This window comes from Streptomyces sp. CT34 (assembly GCF_000805335.1).
Classification (GTDB): domain Bacteria; phylum Actinomycetota; class Actinomycetes; order Streptomycetales; family Streptomycetaceae; genus Streptomyces.
Genome location: NZ_KN708638.1, coordinates 4,895,795 through 4,910,462, shown reverse-complemented (window position 1 = coordinate 4,910,462; position 14,668 = coordinate 4,895,795). Strand labels below are relative to the sequence as shown.

The 14,668-nt window shown below is 72.9% G+C and carries 10 protein-coding genes and 1 pseudogene; 4 read left to right on the top strand and 7 right to left on the bottom strand.

Annotation, left to right across the window (positions count from 1 at the left end; translation table 11 throughout):
• Positions 1 to 127: 127 nt before the first annotated feature.
• From thpR to RZ84_RS21545, 3 genes are all read right to left on the bottom strand, one after another.
• Entirely contained in the window at positions 128 to 691 is a 564-nt protein-coding gene (gene thpR / locus RZ84_RS21555; RefSeq protein WP_043265660.1) for an RNA 2',3'-cyclic phosphodiesterase, read from the bottom strand.
• A 107-nt stretch (positions 692 to 798) separates the two neighbouring features.
• Positions 799 to 2,241, bottom strand: a complete 1,443-nt coding sequence (locus RZ84_RS21550; RefSeq protein ID WP_043265659.1) for an MFS transporter — start codon at positions 2,239 to 2,241, stop codon at positions 799 to 801.
• Positions 2,242 to 2,269: 28 nt separating this feature from the next.
• A complete protein-coding gene (locus RZ84_RS21545; protein ID WP_043265658.1) occupies positions 2,270 to 2,707 on the bottom strand; it encodes a MarR family winged helix-turn-helix transcriptional regulator in 438 nt (145 codons plus the stop codon).
• Positions 2,708 to 2,848: 141 nt separating this feature from the next.
• On the opposite strand from RZ84_RS21545, the gene RZ84_RS21540 reads away from it, so the two are divergent.
• Positions 2,849 to 3,049 carry a ribbon-helix-helix protein, CopG family gene (locus RZ84_RS21540; RefSeq protein WP_078894050.1) on the top strand — a complete coding sequence of 67 codons (201 nt, stop codon included), beginning with the start codon at positions 2,849 to 2,851 and terminating at the stop codon, positions 3,047 to 3,049.
• Between the two features lie 33 nt (positions 3,050 to 3,082).
• Here the strand turns inward: RZ84_RS21540 and RZ84_RS21535 are convergent, their stop codons facing one another.
• Positions 3,083 to 4,555, bottom strand: coding sequence for an NCS2 family permease (locus RZ84_RS21535; RefSeq protein ID WP_043265656.1), 1,473 nt, complete (start codon positions 4,553 to 4,555; stop codon positions 3,083 to 3,085).
• A gap of 259 nt (positions 4,556 to 4,814) precedes the next feature.
• Between RZ84_RS21535 and RZ84_RS21530 the strand changes: the two genes are divergently transcribed.
• Both RZ84_RS21530 and RZ84_RS21525 read left to right on the top strand, forming a co-directional pair.
• Positions 4,815 to 5,081, top strand: a complete 267-nt coding sequence (locus tag RZ84_RS21530) for a DUF2530 domain-containing protein (protein ID WP_043265655.1) — start codon at positions 4,815 to 4,817, stop codon at positions 5,079 to 5,081.
• A gap of 80 nt (positions 5,082 to 5,161) precedes the next feature.
• The gene (locus RZ84_RS21525; RefSeq protein WP_043265654.1) at positions 5,162 to 7,579 is read left to right on the top strand and encodes an HAD-IC family P-type ATPase; all 2,418 of its coding nucleotides are present in this window, start codon (positions 5,162 to 5,164) and stop codon (positions 7,577 to 7,579) included.
• A gap of 174 nt (positions 7,580 to 7,753) precedes the next feature.
• Here RZ84_RS21525 and RZ84_RS21520 read toward each other — a convergent pair whose 3' ends face one another.
• From RZ84_RS21520 to RZ84_RS21510, 3 genes are all read right to left on the bottom strand, one after another.
• Positions 7,754 to 7,984, bottom strand: coding sequence for a hypothetical protein (locus RZ84_RS21520; RefSeq protein ID WP_043265653.1), 231 nt, complete (start codon positions 7,982 to 7,984; stop codon positions 7,754 to 7,756).
• Between the two features lie 800 nt (positions 7,985 to 8,784).
• Entirely contained in the window at positions 8,785 to 12,084 is a 3,300-nt protein-coding gene (locus tag RZ84_RS21515; RefSeq protein ID WP_078894046.1) for a sacsin N-terminal ATP-binding-like domain-containing protein, read from the bottom strand.
• A 544-nt stretch (positions 12,085 to 12,628) separates the two neighbouring features.
• A complete protein-coding gene (locus tag RZ84_RS21510; RefSeq protein WP_043265651.1) occupies positions 12,629 to 13,534 on the bottom strand; it encodes a DUF3027 domain-containing protein in 906 nt (301 codons plus the stop codon).
• 439 nt (positions 13,535 to 13,973) lie between these two features.
• On the opposite strand from RZ84_RS21510, the pseudogene RZ84_RS41520 reads away from it, so the two are divergent.
• A pseudogene (locus RZ84_RS41520) lies at positions 13,974 to 14,668 on the top strand (MFS transporter); the annotation flags it as partial.

The window sequence follows — 14,668 nt, the reverse complement described above, 5'->3', positions numbered from 1 at the left end:
ACGCAGGTCGGTGCGGCGCCGCCGCCACGACCACGACGACGAGCAGCACGGCGAGCAGACCGGACATGATCCGGTTACGGGTTTTGGGATCCACCCTTTGAGCGTAACCGGCGGCCGATGCCGGGCTTCAGCCGCCCAGTCGCCAGGACGCCACCGCCTCGTAGCGGGGCTGGTTGCCGGGCCCCGGAGCCGGCGGGTGGCTGCGGACCAGGGCGAGGTCGGCGACCGTCCAGGGGCTGCTCGCGAAGTCGGCGAGGGCGGCGGCGTACGGGGCGAGGTCCAGCCCGCCGGTGCGGTTGCGGGCGAGGGTGAGGTGCGGGGTGTACGGGCGGTGCTCTTCCATCCGTACACCCGCCCGGCGGCCGGCCGCCGCGGCGGAGTCCGCGAGATGGCGCATGGCGGGGCGGTCGCCGTCCGCCCCGGCCCACACCACCCGGTCGGCGAACCGGCCGCCGCCGGCGATCCGCAGCCCGTAGGGGTCGTGCCGGTGGGCGGCGCGGGCCAGCCGCTCGTGGAGGCCGGGGAGCAGGTCCTCGGCCACCTCGCCGTAGAAGGCGAGGGTGAAGTGCCAGCCGTCGTGCCCGGTCCAGCGCAGCCGGTCGGCGGCCGGCAGCCGCTTCAACAGGGCCACTTCCGCGGCCAGTTGGTCGATGGCGGGGGCGGGCGGCAGCACGGCGGCGAAGAGTCTCATGGGGCCAGTGTTGCCCAGGGGCGGGCGGCGCGGCCGCTTTCCGCGCCGCCCGCCCCACAGATCACCGGTCGCCGATCACCGGCCACCAGCCACCGGTCACCGGCCGCTCAGGCCACGGCGGCCAGTTCCTGCTCCGCGGGCGACTCCCCCGGGCCGACCCGCGGGACGAACGCCACATGCCGGTGACCGCGCCGCAGGTCGATCTTCAGCCGCAGTCCGCCCACCCGGGCCAGCGCCAGGCCGACCAGCGCCGCGGCGGCCATGGAGACCACCCCGCCGGTGAGAAAGCCGATCCGGGCGCCGTACGCGTCGGTGACCCAGCCGACCACCGGCGCGCCGAGCGGCGTACCGCCCATGAAGACCATCATGAACAGGCTCATCACCCGGCCGCGCATCGCCGGGTCGGTGGCCATCTGGACACTGGAGTTGGCGGTGACGTTGATCGTCAGGCCGACCAGCCCGATGGGCGCGAGCAGCGCCGCGAAGATCCAGAAGGACGGGGACAGCGCGGCGGCGATCTCCAACAGGCCGAAGAGCAGCGCCGCGCCGACCAGCATCCGCAGCCGGGAGCCGGCCCGCCGTGCGGCGAGCAGCGCCCCGATCAGCGAGCCGGCCGCCATCAGCCCGTTGAACAGGGCGTACGTACCGGCCCCGGCGTGGAAGACCTTGTAGACGAACGCGGTCAGCCAGATCGGGAAGTTGAAGCCGAAGGTCCCGATGAAGCCGACCAGGACGATCGGCCAGATCAGCTCGGGGTGGCCGGAGACATGGCGCAGGCCCTCCCGCAGCTGCCCCTTGCTGCGCGGGACCCGGTCGACCTTGTGGAGTTCGGCGGTGCGCATCATCAGCAGCCCGGTGATCGGCGCGATGAAGGAGAGGCCGTTGAAGAGGAAGGCCCAGCCGCTGCCGAGGGCGGTGATCAGCACGCCGGCGACGGCCGGCCCGATGAGCCGGGCGGACTGGAAGTTGGCGGAGTTGAGGCTGACGGCGTTGCGGAGTTCGTCCTGGCCGACCATCTCGGAGACGAACGCCTGCCGGGCCGGGTTGTCGACGACGGTGACCAGGCCGAGGAGGAAGGCGACCAAGTAGACGTGCCAGACCTGCACATGGCCGCTGAGGGTGAGGACGGCGAGGGCGAGGCCGGTCAGTCCCATCGCGGACTGGGTGAACAGGAGCAGCTTGCGCTTGGCGAAGCGGTCGGTGAGGACACCGCCGTAGAGGCCGAAGAGCAGCATCGGGAGGAACTGGAGGGCGGTGGTGATGCCGACGGCGCCGGAGGAGCCGGTGAGGCTGAGCACCAGCCAGTCCTGGGCGATGCGCTGCATCCAGGTGCCGGTGTTGGAGACCACCTGCCCGGTGGCGAAGAGGCGGTAGTTGCGTATGCGGAGCGAGCTGAACGTGCCCTTGCGCGGTGTGGCGGCGGGGCCTGCGGCGATACCGGGGGCGTGGGTGGGGCCCTGGCCCTGGGTGGTCGCGGTCGCGTCGTCGGTGACCGTGTCGTTGTGGGAGTTCGGTGCGGGGGCGGAGTGTGCTCCGGATCCCGTACTCAAAGTGGGTTCGCCTCCTCGGCCTGGTTCCTTACAACTGTGCGAGTTTCTCCAGTACGGGCGCGGCGGCCCGCACCTTCGCCCACTCGTCCGCGTCCAGCCCGGAGGCCAGGTCGGCGAGCCAGGCGTTGCGCTTGCGGCGGCTCTCCTCGAGCATCGCCTCGGCCTGTTCGGTCTGGGTGACGACCTTCTGGCGGCGGTCGTCGGCATGTGCTTCGAGCCGGACGAGTCCCTTGGCCTCCAGCATCGCCACGATGCGGGTCATCGACGGCGGCTGCACATGCTCCTTGCGGGCCAGTTCGCCGGGCGTGGCCCGGCCGCACCGGGCGAGGGTGCCGAGCACCGACATCTCGGTCGGGCTCAGCGACTCGTCGACCCGCTGGTGCTTCAGACGGCGGGACAGACGCATGACGGCGGACCGCAGCGCGTTCACGGCGTCAGCGTCGTCGCCGTTGGACAGTTCCGGCATGGTCGTTAGCATAACTCATTACCCTCTCTAAGTAAAGCGTCGGTTCACGGCCACGACGGATCGCACACCGGATCACCCATATGAGTGAGGACGCCACGGAAACGGACACACCTGACCACCTGGCGCGGGGACCGTGTCCGTATGGGATCGAGAGTGCTCAGCCTGCGCGTGGACGGGGAGCTGCTGGAGCGCATTCGGCAGCACGCGGCAAAACGCGGAATGAGCGTCCAGGACTATGTGGTCCGGACGCTCATCCGCGATGACTTCGACGAACGGTTCAAGACGTCGGTCGACGAGACCGAGCGGCTGGGCTGCTGGGGGCCGGCCGCCGGATCGACGTGACGGGTCGCGCCCCAAGGGCCCGTCCGGCCCGGGTCACCTGACGCCCAGCACCTGCTCGATCGGGTTGAGCAGGAAGTAGACCAGGAAGCAGAGCCCCACCGCGTTCAGCAGCCACGGGACCTCCTTGAAGCGGCCGGTCGCCGTCCGCAGCAGGATGAAGGCGAGCACGCCGATGCCGATGCCGTTGGTGATGCTGTAGGTGAACGGCATCGAGATGATCGTCAGGAACGCCGGGATGCCGATGGTGAAGTCGCCCCAGTCGATGTCCCGCACGTTCGAGGCCGTGATCAGGAAGCCGACGACCAGCAGCGCGGGCGTCGCGGCCTGCGAGGGCACGACGGTCGCCAGCGGCGTGAAGATCAGCGCGAGCAGGAAGAGCCCGCCGGTCACCAGGTTCGCCAGGCCCGTGCGGGCCCCCTCGCCGACGCCGGCGGTGGACTCCACGAAGCAGGTGTTGGCAGAGGCGGAGCCGAAGCCGCCGCCGGCGACCGAGATGCCGTCCACCATCAGGATCCGGCCCATGTTCGGCAGGTTGCCGGTCTCGTTGTTCAGCAGCCCGGCCTCCTCGCCGACGCCGATGATGGTGCCCATCGCGTCGAAGAAGCCGGACAGCAGCACGGTGAAGACGAACAGGCAGCCGGTCAGCACGCCGACTTCCTTGAATCCGCCGAAGAGGCTGATGTGGCCGATCAGCCCGAAGTCGGGCGCACCGACGATCTTGTCCGGCACGTTCGGGACGGCCAGGCCCCAGGACGTGTCCGGGATGCTCGCCACCGCGTTGATGATGATCGCGACGACGGCCATGGTGACCATCCCGATCAGGATCGCGCCCTTGGTCTTCCGCACGGTCAGCACGAACATCAGCACCAGGCCGAGGACGAACACCAGCACCGGCCAGCCCTTGAGCTGACCGCCCTGGCCCAGGCCCATCGGGACGGTGGTGTGCGCGGCGTCCGGATTGCGGGACACGAAGCCCGCGTCGACCAGCCCGACCAGCGAGATGAACAGGCCGATGCCGATCGCGATGGCCCGCCGCAATCCGTTGGGGATCGCGTCCATCACCCGCTGCCGGAGCCCCGAGGCGACCAGGATCATCAGCACCAGACCGGCGAGCACCACCATGCCCATCGCGTCCGGCCAGCTCATCTTGGGCGCGAGCTGGAGCGAGACGACGGCGTTGATGCCGAGGCCGGCGGCGATGGCGATCGGGACGTTGCCCATCACGCCCATCAGGATCGTGCCGAGACCGGCCATCAGCGCGGTGGCGGTGACCAGTTGGCCGTTGTTGAGGTGGTGCCCGAACTTGTCGACGCCGGCGCCGAGGATGATCGGGTTCAGCACGATGATGTAGGCCATCGCGAAGAACGTGGCCAGTCCGCCGCGGAGTTCGCGACTGACGGTCGAGCCCCGCTCGGAGATCTTGAAAAAGCGGTCCAGCCCGTTCTTCGGCGGCTGCGAACCAGGACTCATCAGGGTGTCGACCGGCGTAGGGGTCGAGGGCGACATGCGGGACCTCAGTCGTACGGGCCGGGGCGGGCGCGCGGGCCCGAGGGCCGGGAACACGCACAGACGGCGATCGGAACCAATGAACTGGATCAGCTTGGAGGGATCAGATTGGAGGAAGCAACGATCCGAACCGGTCAGTTCCAGAAAGGTTCAGTATGAATAAACAATCCGTTGATCGCTATCTCCGCGCGTAGATGCCGCCCGCACGGGCCGGGCGGGCGCTGGCCGGCCCCGGGAACGGCCCCGTAAGCTGAGCCCCATGTGGAAGAAGTCCGAACTCCGCGAGGCCCCGGCGCCCCTCGAAGGTCCCGTCGTCGGCACGATCACCGGCGGCACCGTCATCTGGTTCGTGCTCTTCCTCGGCCAGTTGCCCTTCTACAGCTGGTACGCCGACCACGGGCACACCTGGTTCCTGTGGACCTGCCTGGCCGGCGGCGGACTCGGCCTGCTCGGCGTCTGGTACGTCCGCAAGCGGGACGCGGCCATCAAGCGCGCCGCGGCGGCGGCAGCGTCGCACGCCGACTGACCGCCCTCCCGGACCACGGGATGTCGTTCCGCCCGCCACTCGGCGGGTGAATCGGGCATTACGCCCGTAACGTCTAGGTCATGACGGACCGGGCGAAGACCGAAGTCGAGGAACCCGAGCACGGCGGATCCGCCGGCCGCGGCGGCCGGGTGCCGGCCCCGCGCGGGCTGAGCGCCGCGGAGGTCGCGGAGCGGGTGGCCAGGGGCGAGGTCAACGACGTCCCGGTGCGGTCCTCCCGCTCGACCGCGGACATCGTCCGCTCCAACGTCTTCACCCGGTTCAACGCCATCATCGGCGTGCTCTTCGCGATCATCCTGGTCATCGGCCCGCTCCAGGACGGGCTGTTCGGCTTCGTCATCGTCGCCAACACCGGCATCGGCATCATCCAGGAGCTGCGCGCCAAGAAGACCCTGGACAGCCTGGCGCTGATCGGCGAGGCCCGGCCGACGGTGCGCCGCGACGGGGTCGCCGCCGAGATCCCCACCTCCGAGGTCGTCCTCGACGACGTCATCGAACTCGGCCCCGGCGACAAGGTCATCGTCGACGGCGAGGTGCTGGAGAGCGACAGCCTGGAGATCGACGAGTCGCTGCTGACCGGTGAGGCGGACCCGGTGGTCAAGAAGCCGGGCGAGCCGGTGATGTCCGGCAGCTTCGTCGTCGCGGGCGGCGGCGCGTTCACCGCGACCAAGGTCGGCCGGGAGGCGTACGCGGCCCAGCTCGCCGAGGAGGCCAGCCGGTTCACCCTGGTCCACTCCGAACTGCGGACCGGCATCAGCCGGATCCTCAAGTACGTGACCTGGATGATGGTCCCCACCGCGCTCGGCCTCGTCCTCAGCCATCTGCTCACCCTGGGGCTGGCCGGCGACGAGGCGGTCCGCCGGATGGTCGCCGGGATCGTGCCGATGATCCCCGAGGGGCTGGTACTGCTGACCTCGGTCGCGTTCGCGATCGGCGTCATCCGGCTCGGCCGCCAGCAGTGCCTGGTCCAGGAGCTGCCGGCCATCGAGGGACTGGCGCGGGTCGATGTCGTCTGCCTGGACAAGACCGGCACGCTGACCGAGGGCGGGATGGACGTCGGCGAGCTGCGCCCGCTGGGCGGCGCCGACCCGGTCCATGTGCAGCGGGTACTCGGCGCGTTCGGCGCCTCGGACCCCCGCCCCAACGCCTCCCTCCAGGCCGTCATCGACGCGTACCCGCCCCTGGACTCCTGGCGCTGCACCGCTACCCTCCCGTTCTCCTCCGCCCGGAAGTACAGCGGCGCGGCCTTCGAGGAGACCGGCGGCACGCGGTCGGCCTGGCTGCTCGGCGCCCCCGACGTCCTGCTCCCCGAGGGCGACCGGCTGCTGCCCGAGATCGACGACCGCAACGCCCAGGGGCTGCGGGTCCTCCTGCTGGCCCGCGCGAACCGGCCGCTGGACCACCCCGACGTCGCCCGCGACGTGGACCCCGCCGCGCTGGTCGTGCTGGAGCAACGGCTGCGCCCGGACGCCCCCGACACTCTCCGCTACTTCGCGGAGCAGGGCGTCCAGGCCAAGGTCATCTCCGGTGACAACGCGGTCTCGGTGGGCGCGGTGGCCGCGAAACTGGGCCTGCCCGGCGCCGGTTCGCCGGTGGACGCCCGCAAGCTGCCCCACGACGACCCGGACGCGATGGCCACGACCCTGGAGGAGGGCGCGGTCTTCGGCCGGGTCACCCCCCAGCAGAAGCGGGACATGGTCGCCGTCCTCCAGTCGCGCGGCCACCACGTCGCGATGACCGGCGACGGCGTCAACGACGTGCTCGCCCTCAAGGACGCGGACATCGGCGTCTCCATGGGCTCCGGCTCCGAGGCGACCCGTGCGGTGGCCCAGATCGTGCTGCTCGACAACAGCTTCGCCACGCTCCCTTCGGTCGTCGCCGAGGGCCGGCGCGTGATCGGCAACATCACCCGCGTGGCGACCCTCTTCCTGACCAAGACCGTCTACTCGGTGCTGCTCGCCATCCTGGTCGCCTGCGCGCAGATCCCGTACCCGTTCCTGCCGCGCCACCTCACCCTGCTGTCCACCCTGACCATCGGCGTCCCCGCCTTCTTCCTCGCCCTGGCCCCCAACAAGGAGCGCGCCCGCCCGCACTTCGTGCGCCGGGTGATGCGCTACGCCATCCCGTCCGGCCTCATCGCCGGTATCGCGGCCTTCGGCACCTACCTGCTGGCCCGCATCCACTACACCGGGCCGGACGCCCTCCCCGCACAGACCAGCGCCGCCACCCTGTCGCTCTTCCTCATCGCCCTGTGGGTCCTGGCGATCATCGCCCGCCCGTACACCTGGTGGCGCATCGGCCTGGTCCTCGTCATGGGGCTGGGCTTCCTGATCGTCCTGGTGACGCCCTGGCTCCAGCGCTTCTTCGAACTGCGGCTGGTCGGTACGACGATGCCGTGGGCGGCGGTGGCGATCGCGGCGGTGGCGGCGGTGCTGCTGGAGGTGGTGTGGCGGTGGGTGGGGCGGCGGTTCCCGGCGTAGGCCGAAGCGTCGGGGCAGGGACCCGGACCTCTGGCGCGGTAGGTCAACCTCCCCAGCCCATGGAGGTGTTGAGGACGAGCACGCTCAAGACGTCCCAGTTTTCACCGGAATCACAAGAACCCCGGAACAGGATGTCCCGGGGTTCCGCACGACCCGCCGACCGCGGACGCTGCGTCAGAGACCGATGGTGTTGACCGACACCAGGCCGCCGCCGAGCTGGCCGCCGTGCATCCCGTGGTGGCCGTGGTGGCCGTGGTGCTCGCCGCCGCCGAGCTCGCCGACGTGCACGACGAGGCCGTGCCCGGCGATCTCGCCACCGAGGGTGGCCAGGCCACCGGATATGTTGTCCAGCTCGCTGTCGGAAATCTCCGTGGCGTCGATCTCAGGGGTGAAGCCGTTACGCATTGGCGCTTTTCCCTTCACAATTTCTTGGAATTTCGGCAGGCCGTCCAACACCCTGGCAGGGTGGCCGTTCTGACGGCTTGTGCACTGGCTGGATGCAAGCACGCCCGCGGACTCGCAGGCAACTTCCCGCCTGGTTTTTTACGGCCTCCGAACTGCACCTTCACCAACGGGAAACGAATCCCCGCGCGCATTGTGCGCACGCGGCGAGCGGCACACAAAAGCCCCGGGAAACAACCAGAAATTGTCCACACCCGGCCCCACGGCCATATCTTCTTTTTCGGTTCCGAATCCCCAGCGGGCCGACATGACCGGAGATGTCCGGCCGGCGGTCACCGATACCCGCACCGGCCGGCCACCCGGCTCCCCGGCCACCCCGCGGAGGCCGCCGCCAGATATCCCGTACCCGCCTCCGCAGCCGCCCAAAGCAGTGCCGCGGCGGCGCTGTACGGGGCGATGCGCCGGTACGTCAGGCGGCCGACGCCGGCCAGCTGCGGGACCCCAGCAGGCGGCCCGCTATGCCGGCCTGTGCGCCTGGGCCCTGTCGTCAAACTCCCGTCGTCCGCCCGAGGCGGGCCGGGCGGCGTCCGGTGCGTGCTCTCGGCGTGCCGGGCGACGACCCCTGTACTGGAGTACCGGGGTCGTTGCCCGGTGCGGCGAAGGGGGTCCCCCGCCCGAGCCGCGCGAAGCCGGTTCGAGGGTGGGGGCACGTGCCGGGCGTCGGCAGGCAGGCGGGAGTCCGACGACAGGGCCCAGGGGCCTGCCCGGTGGGTCAGGCCCCTAGGGTCCGTCCGGCCGGCCGGTCAGTCGAACCACCGTGCCCGCGCCAGTTCGTCGCGCCGGTCCGGGTCCTCCAGGAGGGCCGCGACCTCGAAGCGGCGCGGCCACTGGCCGGCGGCCCAGGCCAGGCCCGCGGCGACGCCCTCCAGCGTCGCGGCGTGCAGGGTGCCGTCCGGGGTCCGGCGCCAGTCCAGTTCGGCGGTGCCCTCCGATCCGTCGCCGACCAGCAGTTCCTCGTGCTCGACATAGTCGGCGGGGGTGGCCGGGCCGAGCAGGGCGCGGACCGCCTCCGGGACGTCGTGCCGGACGCCCTCCGAGCGGACCTCGGCGGAGATCGCCTCGCTCAGCCGGCGCACCTGGAACAGCTCGGCCAGTTCGGCGGCCCGCTCCGGGCGGACCGGGAGCAGCGGCAGGCCGGCCGCCAGCGGCATCAGATCCGGGGCGTCGGCGACCAGAGCATCGGCCGCCTCCGCCACCTGGAGCACCCCGTCGACGACCACCCGCAGCTCGTCCGGGAGGGTCACCTGATCGGGGTCGAGGTCGGTCAGCATGCCGTAGAGCGCGTGGAGTTGGGACGCGCCGACGGTCAGCTCCGGGTCGGCGAGGCGGGCCAGCAGCTCGGCGGCGCCACCGGGCTCGTCGAGCAGCGCGGCGACCGAGGTGCGCACGCCGAGGGCGCGCAGCACCTGGGCGTCGACCTCGCCGGCGTCCGCGGACTCGTACAGCCCGGCCAGCAGCGCGCCCCCCCCCGCCGAGCGCAGACCGGCGGGGCGGCGCCCGTCCAGGACCGGGTGGCCGCGCAGCCACCAGGCGGTGTACGGGCGCACGGACTCGGTGGTGCCGTCGGGGAGCAGCACCCGCACCGGAGCGGTGAGGGCGTCCCGCAGCGGCGGCCGGGAGAGCATGGCGAGGACCTGCGGCCAGGCGTCGTCGTCGACCAGGTCCAGGTCGCGTACCGCGACCAGTTCGGTGACGACCGGGGGCACCGGGGTCTCCGGCAGGCCGTCGAGGATGTCCTCGCACCAGACGTCGACCGCGTCCAGCAGCCCGGCGTCGTCGGGTTCGGCGAAGTCGCCGTCGCGCGGCTCCAGTTCGTCCGGGTCCAGCACGACGTCGGTGGCGCGGACCAGTGCGAAATCGGCCAGCACGCCGACCGCGGTCAGCGGCTGCTCGCCCCAGCGGCGCGCCAACTCCGCGTCGACGGCGGCAAGTTCACCCTCACGGATGACGCGCTCGAATGCGCTGCCGGGGAAGACCAGCTCGCCGGCGGGGGCCGGCTCGCCGTCCTCGTCGGGCAGCGCCAGCGCGGCCAGCCAGGGCTCGTCGCCGGGCCCGAGGTTGGCGTCCCGCACCAGCCCCAGGACCGTCTCCGCCAGCTCCTCGGTCCCCAGCGGCACACCGGTGCCCACGCCCAGCTCGTCCTCGAAGACGTCGTAGGCGTCCTCGTCGGCGTCGAGCGAGTTCGCCACCGCCGCCCGCACCTGGGGTGTCGTCAGCACCGCACGCGGCGCCGCGGGGGTGGCGCCCAGCTTCTCCAGGAGGGGGTGCACGGCGTCCGGGTGCGCGACCTTGAGCCCGAGGCGGGCCAGCGTACGGTGCCGGTCCGCGGCGCCCTCGTCGCCGCCCGGCAGCGGAAGCAGCACCTGGCGGGGCCCGATGGTGGTGCGCACGGTGCCGTAGGCGCCGCCCGGACCCTGGCCCGCGGTGCCCGCCAGCGGCACCGGCAGACCGCTGAGCCGGTCCGGGTCGGTACCGGCCAGCGCGTCGTAGAGCCGCCACCACCACCCGGGCGACCGCTCGACGCCGGCGAGCCGGTCGATCATCTCGCCGATCGGCACCCGCGCGACACCCAACGACCGCAGCTCCGGCCGCCGTTCGAGCCCGGCCGGCAGCAGGCTCGGGAAGAGTTCGGCCAGCACCGCGACCGTCGCCGCACCCGCCCCCTCGACCAACTCGGCATCCACCGGCCGCAGTACGTACCGCTCGGCGCCGCCGTCACCGGCGTCCCACTCGCGGTCCGCGGGCCCCCCGGCGGCCTCCGGAGCCTCCTCCGGCGCCCCCTCCGCCGGCATCCCGGCGCTCGGCAGGAACCGCACCCGGGGCAGCAACTCCAGTACCTGCCGCCGCAGTTCGCCGTCCAGCCCCCCCTTCCCCAGCGGCCCCGGCACCAGGTCGAGCGTGCCGACCGACACCGGCCGCCAGTCACCGAGCAGCGCCGCGTACGTGGCCGCCGCCCGGCCCACCAGGAAGTCCGCCAGCGGGCCCGGCGCGACATGGCGCCGGGTCGGCTCCAGCGGGAACGAGGCGATCAGCAGCGCCGGAAGCCCCAGGGGCTCGTCGGTGGGCGTCGGCGCGTGCACCACCGGCGCCGTCCCCGGCCGCACCGGTGCGCCCGCCTCGTCCACCGGCACCGCCCAGGTCACCGACCAGGCCGGCCGCAGCCGCTCCTCGACCGGGCGGTCCGCCAGCAGCGCCGGGTCCAGCGGCCCGCCGTCGCTCGCCACCCGCCACCGGGTGGCACCGCGCTCACTGTCCTCGATCAGGACCCGGCCAGCTTCCTGACGCCTCGTCAGGACCCGTACGCCCTCCGGCGTCTCGACGACGACCTCGGACAGCCCCGGCAGCGTCAGCAGCAGCGCCGCGTCGATCCCGGCCAGCAGCCGCTCGGCGAGGTCCTGCGCGGCACCGTCGCGCAGCGGCAGCACCACCGCCGTGTCGTATCCCTCGGGCGCGCCGCCCTCCGCGGGCAGCGGCAGCCGCAGCAGCGGTACGTGCCCGTCGCGGCGGCGCAGTTCACCGCCCAGGCCGGGGCTGTGCGCGGCCACTTGCGCGGTCAGCTCGCGGGCCTCGGCGAGCGACCAGCGGACCCCGCCGGTCCGTCCCACCAGCGCCGGTTCGTCACTGACCGAGAGCACCGCGGCGAACCCGACGCCGAAGCGGCCCACCGCACCGGCCGCCACACTGCTCTCCCGCTTCGCGGAGGCGCGCAGCGTCGACAGCGACTCCACACCGGTGGCGTCCAGCGGGGCGCCGGTGTTGGAGGCGACCAGGACGGCGGGGGCCCCGCCGTTGGCCGCGTGCAGGGTCAGCCGGAGCCTGCCGGGGACGCCGGCGCGCGCCGCCGCGTCCGCCGCGTTCTGGGCCAGCTCCACCACGAGCCGGTCGCGGTAGCCGCCGAGCGCGAGGTCCTCCTCCGCGTTGGCGTCCTCACGGAACCGGGCCGGCGAAGCGGCCCAGGCGTCCAGCACGCCGCGCCGCAGCCGGGCCGTACCGAACGGGTCGGCCCCTTCCTCCGCGCCTCGCACCCATGGCGTACCGGCCACGTTTCTCGTCTCCCTCGTCCAAGCGACTCTGCCCCGACGGTATCGCCCCACGTTGTCGGGTGCGGCGCCGTGCTGGTTGCTCGCCGTTGGCGAGGTCTGTGGTTCGGGCGGGGCCCGCCGCTCGCCGGGTGGTGGGTGCCGGGGGCGGACCTCCGGTGGTGGGTTGCCGGACTGCTTCGCTTTACGTCCGGCAACCCACCACCTCCGGCCCACCCCCTCCCGCCCGGTGAGGCAGTCCCGCCCGGTGGGGAGAAGGAAAAGACGGGGGGGTACGGGCGGCTCACGGCCAAGACGAGGTGCGCCCCCACCGGGCCCCTCCCTCACCCCCACCGAGGTGGGGTCCCGGAAACGTACGGGAGGGTTTGGGTCCTCCGGGGTGGGTGTGCGGACGTAAAGCGAAGCAGTCCGCGCGCCCACCCCGGAGGACCCGGACCCGGCACCCACCACTCACCAGGGGCCCCACCTCAAACAACCCTCGCCGACGGCGAGCAACCCGCACGGCGCCGCACCCGACAACGTGGGAAGCAGCCCCAGCGGCGAGCGCCTAGCTGTGGCCCAGTTCCTCCGCCGGCCCCGTGTCCTCGACCGAGCCGCCGTCGGGCTCCGGACGCAGCGCCACCGGCTCGACGACCGTCTCGTCGAGCACCGGCTCCGCCGGCTTCGGCGGCTTCGGCATCACGGCCGCCTCGGAGTGCGCGCCGCAGCCGTACGAGAGGGAGACGACCCGGCCGTCCGCGGGGGCGAACTCGTTGGCGCAGACGCCGAACGCCTGCCGCAGGGAGCCGGCGAGCGGGGTGAGGAAGCCGCAGGTCATGCACGTTGCGGGGGCCGCCTGGGCCATCGGGGTCTTGGGGCCGTACGCCTCTTCCCAGCGGTCCGCGGCGGCGTGCAGGCCGTAGCGGGACAGGACCCGGGCGCGGGCCATGCCCAGTTCCTCGGCGACCGCGGCGATGCTGCCGCGCGCGGGGGCGGGCTGGGCCGCGGGCGAGCCGGGGAGCACGTCCGCCTCTTCGGTGTCGGCGATCTCGGCGGCCATGCCCTCGGCGACCACGGAGTTCGGCGGCGGCTGGTCCTCGCCGCTGTAGCCGGCCTCCAGCCGCAGGTCCTCGGCCTCCGTGGGCAGCAGGTCGCCGGGACCCATGTCGCCGGGGCGCAGCCGCTCGCTCCAGGGCACCCACTCCGGGGCCAGCAGCGCGTCGGGGCCGGGCAGCAGGACCGACTCGTCGAGGGTGACGACCTTGGCGCGGGAGGCGCGGGCGACGGTGACGGCCCAGCGCCAGCCGCGGTAGCCGGGCTCCTCGCAGGCGAAGAGGTGGGTGACGACGCGGTCTCCGTCGGCGACCGCGTCGATGTGCGCGCCGACCATGCCGGGCATCGCGGCCTCCTCGGCCGCCGCACGGGCGAGGTCGACCGCCTCGGCGCACAGGCGGTCAGGGGTACGGCTTCGCATCGCAGCACTCACAAGAATCGATTCTCTCTTCCACGCCGTCTCACGAGCGCGCCAGCCGGAGCTGTCCTGGTCCTGTCCGGACGACCGGCGGGGACCGGGGCGGGCGGAGCGGACCTGGGGACCGCGTCGACGTCCGCGCCCGGCTGGTTCGTTCGGTCGAGCGCACCTCTTGCTTCCCATTCTGCGGGATCGCAATGCGATGAGGCACGCGGCCGAAACAGACCGCCGGTGGCGCTCTGCACACGCTACCCCTTCAAAGGTGTACGACCCTTCGGCGGGAGCGGCAAATGTCATGGGCAGCGGCTGGCGGCCCGTGCGCCCCGCCCGGCGGGTGGGAGGTTCTTCGCCGCCATGAGTTCGGCCGCGGGTCCGCCGTGCGCCCCGCCCGGCGGGTGGGAGGAAGCACCCGCTCCTGGGCGAGTTGGGGCACTATGGCCGGGTGGCTGCCGTCAGGGCGTCGAGGGTGTCGAGGGCCCGCCGGGCGGGCCGGTCGGCCGGGCGCGCGCTGCACCGGCCGTTCACGGGGGCGGCCCGCGGGCTGCGCCGCGCCACCCACGCCCACGGCGCCGGCGAATCGGGACTGGCCAAGCTGATCGAACTGCACGCGGTGAACTCCGCGGGCGACATGATGATCACGGTCGCGCTGGCCTCGACGGTGTTCTTCTCGGTGCCGACCCATGAGGCGCGGGGCCGGGTGGCGCTCTACCTGGCGGTCACGCTGGCGCCGTTCGCGCTGCTCGCGCCGGTGGTCGGGCCGCTGCTGGACCGGGTGCCGCACGGCCGCCGGGCGGCGATGGCCGGCTCGATGCTGGCCCGGGCGGTGCTGGCGGTGATGATGTCCGGCGCGGTGGCCGGCGGCGGGCTGGAGCTGTATCCGGCGGCGCTGGGGGTGCTGGTGTCGTCGAAGGCGTACGGGGTGGTGCGCAGCGCGGTGGTGCCGCGGCTGCTGCCGCCGCGGATCTCCCTGGTGAAGGCCAATTCCCGGGTGACGCTGTCGGGGCTGCTGGCGACGGGGGCGGCGGCGCCGATCGGGGCCGGGCTGCATCTGATCGGGCCGAGCTGGCCGCTGTACGGGGCGTTCGCGGTGTTCGTGGGCGGCACGTTCCTGTCGTTCTCGCTGCCGCACAAGGTCGA

Excerpts from the sequence above, each read along its gene's own strand:
- RZ84_RS21510 (WP_043265651.1), bottom strand. The coding sequence starts at position 13,534 with ATGCGAAGCCGTACCCCTGACCGCCTGTGCGCCGAGGCGGTCGACCTC.
- RZ84_RS21520 (WP_043265653.1), bottom strand. The coding sequence starts at position 7,984 with ATGCGTAACGGCTTCACCCCTGAGATCGACGCCACGGAGATTTCCGAC.
- RZ84_RS21525 (WP_043265654.1), top strand. The coding sequence starts at position 5,162 with ATGACGGACCGGGCGAAGACCGAAGTCGAGGAACCCGAGCACGGCGGA.
- thpR (WP_043265660.1), bottom strand. The coding sequence starts at position 691 with ATGAGACTCTTCGCCGCCGTGCTGCCGCCCGCCCCCGCCATCGACCAA.
- RZ84_RS21535 (WP_043265656.1), bottom strand. The coding sequence starts at position 4,555 with ATGTCGCCCTCGACCCCTACGCCGGTCGACACCCTGATGAGTCCTGGT.
- RZ84_RS21540 (WP_078894050.1), top strand. The coding sequence starts at position 2,849 with ATGGGATCGAGAGTGCTCAGCCTGCGCGTGGACGGGGAGCTGCTGGAG.
- RZ84_RS21530 (WP_043265655.1), top strand. The coding sequence starts at position 4,815 with ATGTGGAAGAAGTCCGAACTCCGCGAGGCCCCGGCGCCCCTCGAAGGT.
- RZ84_RS21545 (WP_043265658.1), bottom strand. The coding sequence starts at position 2,707 with ATGCCGGAACTGTCCAACGGCGACGACGCTGACGCCGTGAACGCGCTG.